At 67.2% G+C, this 4699-nt stretch carries 3 protein-coding genes; all 3 read right to left on the bottom strand.

Annotated elements, in window-relative coordinates; translation table 11 throughout:
- Positions 1-144: 144 nt before the first annotated feature.
- A complete protein-coding gene (locus PF446_RS01335) occupies positions 145-501 on the bottom strand; it encodes a TraR/DksA C4-type zinc finger protein (RefSeq protein WP_298068935.1) in 357 nt (118 codons plus the stop codon).
- A complete protein-coding gene (locus tag PF446_RS01340; protein WP_298068937.1) occupies positions 501-3332 on the bottom strand; it encodes a valine--tRNA ligase in 2832 nt (943 codons plus the stop codon). The genes PF446_RS01335 and PF446_RS01340 overlap by 1 nt, the downstream gene beginning before the upstream one ends.
- 200 nt (positions 3333-3532) lie before the next feature.
- Positions 3533-4606, bottom strand: a complete 1074-nt coding sequence (gene hemE, locus PF446_RS01345) for a uroporphyrinogen decarboxylase (RefSeq protein ID WP_298068939.1) — start codon at positions 4604-4606, stop codon at positions 3533-3535.
- Positions 4607-4699: the final 93 nt, after the last annotated feature.

Raw genomic sequence — 4699 nt, forward strand, 5'->3', positions numbered from 1 at the left:
TGCAGCGCAGCCGGAAATGCCGGCCAGGGGCGCCACGCGCCCCATCCCGGATGCGGTTTGCACCTTATCCGGGCTACCGCAGTCTGCGATTCTGCCGATGGCTCGCGTGCGGTGGCGGATAGCATCCGCCCTGCGTTTGCGGATTCAGCCGCGCCGCGACCCCGGGGTTTCGCGCGCCGACGCGCATGCCAGGCACAGGGTGATGGCCGGGTCCATGCGCAGGCGGGCCTCGGCGATGGGCTCGTCGCAGCCGGTGCATTCGCCGTAGCTGCCGTCCTCGACGCGTAGCAGTGCGGTCTTGATCCGCTGCAGGGTCTGCCCGCGCCGGCGCTGTTCGGCCAGTGCCATCTGTTGCTGTTGCATCGCATCCATGCGGGAAAGGCGGCCGACGGACGCCTGGTCGAGTTGCACCGTGGCGCGGGCATCGGCCGAGCTCGCGTCTTCCGCAAGCAGGCGCTGGCGCAACTCGAGCAGATGTCGGCGGGCCGTATCGGCGTCCATCAGCGGCCCAGGCGATGGGCCTGTTCGCGCAGGGCGTCGCGCTGGGTGCTCCAGTCGGCCAGGCGCTGGCGCTCCTGCTCGACCACCTCGGCCGGGGCGTTGTCGACGAAACGGGCGTTGCCCAGCTTGCCCTCGCACTTGGCGATTTCCTTGCCGATGCGGTCGATTTCCTTGTCCAGGCGCGCCTTCTCGGCGTCCAGGTCGATCAGGCCTTCGAGCGGAATCAGCACGCGCAGATGGCCGACCACTGCGGCGGCGGCGGCGGGCTCGGCATCTTCGGCGGCCAGCCACTGCGGCGCTTCGGTACGGCCGAGGAAGGCGATCTGCGCGGCGAACTTGTCCGCCCGCTTGCGATCGCTGGCGTCACCGTCGGCCAGCCACAGCGGGATGGTCCTGCCCGGCGCGATGTTCATTTCCGAGCGGATCCGGCGGATGCCCGAAAGCACGGCCTTGAACCACTCGATCTCGGCGCTGGCCTGGTCATCGGTGGCGATGGTGTCCGTTTCCGGCCACGGCCGGTCCATCAGGTTCTTCTCTTCGAGCACAAGACGCGGCGCGACCGACTGCCAGATTTCCTCGGTGATGAACGGGATGATCGGGTGCAGGGCGCGCAGTACGGTCTCCAGCACCACCAGCAGGGTGTGCCGGGTCGACCCTGCGGCGGCTGGGTCGTCGCCCTGCAGGGCCGGTTTGGCCAGCTCCAGAAACCAGTCGCAGTATTCGTTCCAGACGAAGACATAAAGCGCCTGCGCCAGGTGGTCGAAACGGTAGCTGGCGAAGTGCTGCTCGACTTCGCCCAGAGTCTGCTTCAGGCGCGTGAGAATCCAGCGCTCGGCTTCGGTGGCGGGCGGACCGGCGGGCGCCTCGATGCGCTCCTCGGGCAGGTTCATCAGCACGAAGCGGGCCGCGTTCCACAGCTTGTTGCAGAAGGCCTTGTAGCCCTCGGCGCGGCTGATGTCGAAGTTGATGGTGCGGCTGTAGCTGGCCAGTGCGGCGAAGGTGAAGCGCAGCGCGTCGGTGCCGATGGCGGGGATGCCGTCGGGGTAGTCCTTGCGGATGCGCTTGTCGACCTTGGCACGCACCTGCGGGATCAGTAGCGAGCGGGTGGATTTTTCCACCAGCGGTTCCAGCTCGATGCCGTCGATCAGGTCCAGCGGGTCCAGGGTGTTGCCCTTGGACTTGGACATCTTCTGGCCTTCGGCGTCGCGCACGATGGCGTTGATGTAGACCGTGCGGAAGGGCGCCTCGTCGACGAAATACTTGGTCGCCATGACCATCCGCGCGACCCAGAAGAAGATGATGTCGAAGCCGGTGACCAGCACCGCGCTGGGCAGGAAGATCTTGTCCTGGCTCCAGTTGGCGACAATCTCGCCATGCGCGTTCTTCACTGGTCCGTCGGCCGGCCAGCCCAGGGTCGAGAACGGCCACAGCGCGGAGCTGAACCAGGTGTCGAGCACGTCCTCGTCCTGGCGCAGTGCGCCGACCGGCGTGGTCTCGGCGTGGGCGCGGGCGTCGGCTTCGTCCTGGCCGACGAAGATATGGCCGGCCTCGTCGTACCAGGCCGGGATGCGGTGGCCCCACCACAGCTGGCGGCTGATGCACCAGTCCTGGATGTTGTCCAGCCACTGGGTGTAGGTGCTGGTCCAGTTTTCGGGCACGAAGTTGATCTGGCCCGAGGTGACGGCTTCCAGTGCCGGCTCGGTGATCGCCTTGCGCCCTCCGGGACGTCCGTCCGCGAGCGTGTCGGAGGTCAGGTCCACGAACCACTGGTCGGTCAGCATCGGCTCGATCACGGCATCCGAACGCTGGCTGACCGGGACCTGCAGCTTGTGCGCCCTGGTCTCGACCAGCAGGCCTTGGGCGTCCAGGTCGGCCAGCACCGCCTTGCGCGCGGCGTAGCGGTCCAGGCCCCGGTATTTTTCCGGCGCGTGGTCGTTGACCTTCGCTTCCAGCGTGAAGATCTCGATCGGCTCAAGCCCGTGGCGCTTGCCAATGTCGTAGTCATTGAAGTCGTGCGCCGGCGTGATCTTCACGCAGCCGGTGCCGAACTCGCGGTCGACGTAGTCGTCGACGATCACCGGAATCTGGCGGCCGACCAGCGGCAGGGTCAGGGTCTTGCCGACCAGATGCGCGAAGCGCTCGTCTTCCGGATGCACGGCCACGGCGACATCGCCGAGCATGGTTTCCGGACGCGTGGTGGCGATGACCACGGATGCGTCGCTGCCGGTGACCGGATAGCGGATCGACCACATGTGGCCGTCGCGCTCGACGTTGTTCACTTCCAGGTCCGAAACCGCGGTGCCCAGCACCGGGTCCCAGTTGACCAGGCGGTTGCCGCGATAGATCAGACCGGCGCGGTACCACTCGATGAATACCTTGCGCACCGCCGCGGAAAGCCCCTCGTCCATGGTGAAGCGCTCGCGCGACCAGTCGGCGGCCACTCCCAGGCGGCGCATCTGGTGGGTGATGGTGGAGCCGGACTGCTCCTTCCATTGCCACACCCGCTCGATGAAGGCTTCACGGCCCAGGTCGTGCTTGGTCTTGTCTTCGGCCGCCAGCTGGTTCTCGACGATCTTCTGCGTGGCGATGCCGGCATGATCGCTGCCGACCTGCCACAGCGCGTTGTCGCCGCGCATGCGGTGGTAGCGGACCAGCATGTCCATCACGGTCTGCTGGAACGCATGGCCCATGTGCAGCGTGCCGGTGACGTTGGGCGGTGGCAGCAGGATGCAGTACGGGTCGCCCGAGCCACTGGGCCTGAAGCAGCCGTCGGCCTCCCAGCGGGCATACCACTTCGACTCGATCTGGGTGGGTTCGAAACTCTTGTCCATGGGCAGGCTCGGGCGAGCGCCAAATGCACGGCGCGGCTACAAAGGGGAAAAGTCCATGATTGTACGGGCCCGCGGTCCCCGGCCCAAGCCTGCGGCTGCTTTACCGGGACTTCTTCCGATGGCACACAGGGGAGTCGCTTGGATGCGAACGACGGGTCCCGTCCGCAAAACATCCCTTGACGGTTTGCAGCGCGTTCGGCTCAGGCCGGCTCTCGAATGCGGCGTCCGGCCGCGTGCACGGCGTCGATCAGCACCTTGACGTGCTCGGGATCCACGCCAGGAGTGACACCGTGGCCCAGATTGAACACGTGGCCCGGATGAGGCCCGAAGGCGGTGATGGCGGCGTCGACCTCGCGCTGGATGATGTCCGGGCTGGCGAACAGCGCGGACGGATCCAGGTTGCCCTGCAGCGCCACGCGCTCGCCAACGCGATGACGGGCTTCGGCCAGGCTGATGGTCCAGTCCAGGCCCAGTCCGTCGCAGCCGGTTCCGGCCAGTGCCTCCAGGTGGCTGTTGGCCCCCTTGGAGAACAGCACCAGCGGAAGCTCACGGGCGTGTGTGTCCGCCTTCAGCAGGTCGGTGACCTGCGCCAGATAGCGCAGCGAGAAATCATGGAACATGCCCGGAGCCAGCAGGCCGCCCCAGGTATCGAACACCATCAGCGCCTGCGCACCCGCCTCGGCCTGGGCAGACAGATAGCGGGCCACCGATCGCGCCAGCACGTCCAGCAACGCGTGCATGGTCCCGGGGTCGTTCCAGGCCATCGCCTTGACCCGGGCAAAGTCGCGCGAACCCTGGCCCTCGACCATGTAGCAGGCCAGCGTCCACGGGCTTCCGGAGAAACCGATCAGCGGCACCCGGCCGTCCAGCTCGCGGCGAATCAGGCGCACCGCGTCCATCACGTAGCGCAACTCGCCGTCCATGTCGGGCACCGCCAGGCGCTGGATGTCCGCCGCGCTGCGCAGCGGGCGCTCGAACTTCGGCCCCTCGCCGGCGGCGAAGGTCAGGCCCAGGCCCATGGCGTCGGGAATGGTGAGGATGTCGGAGAACAGGATCGCCGCGTCCAGCTCGAAGCGTTCCAGCGGTTGCAGCGTGACCTCGCAGGCCAGCTCCGGGTTCTGCGCCAACGCCATGAAACTGCCGGCCTTCTCGCGGGTGGCGCGGTATTCGGGCAGGTAGCGGCCGGCCTGGCGCATGATCCACACAGGCGTGGTGTCGGTGGGCTGGCGCCGAAGGGCGCGCAGGAACCGGTCGTTTTTCAATTCAGCGGGCATGCGGAGATTCCGTGCCTTGGGCAAAGACCACGCGGAAGCCGCGTTTGATCTGGCTGTCGCGGGCCTTTTCGAAGGCCTTGATGGCGTCGTTGT

This window comes from Oleiagrimonas sp. (genome assembly GCF_027858935.1).
GTDB lineage: Bacteria > Pseudomonadota > Gammaproteobacteria > Xanthomonadales > Rhodanobacteraceae > Oleiagrimonas.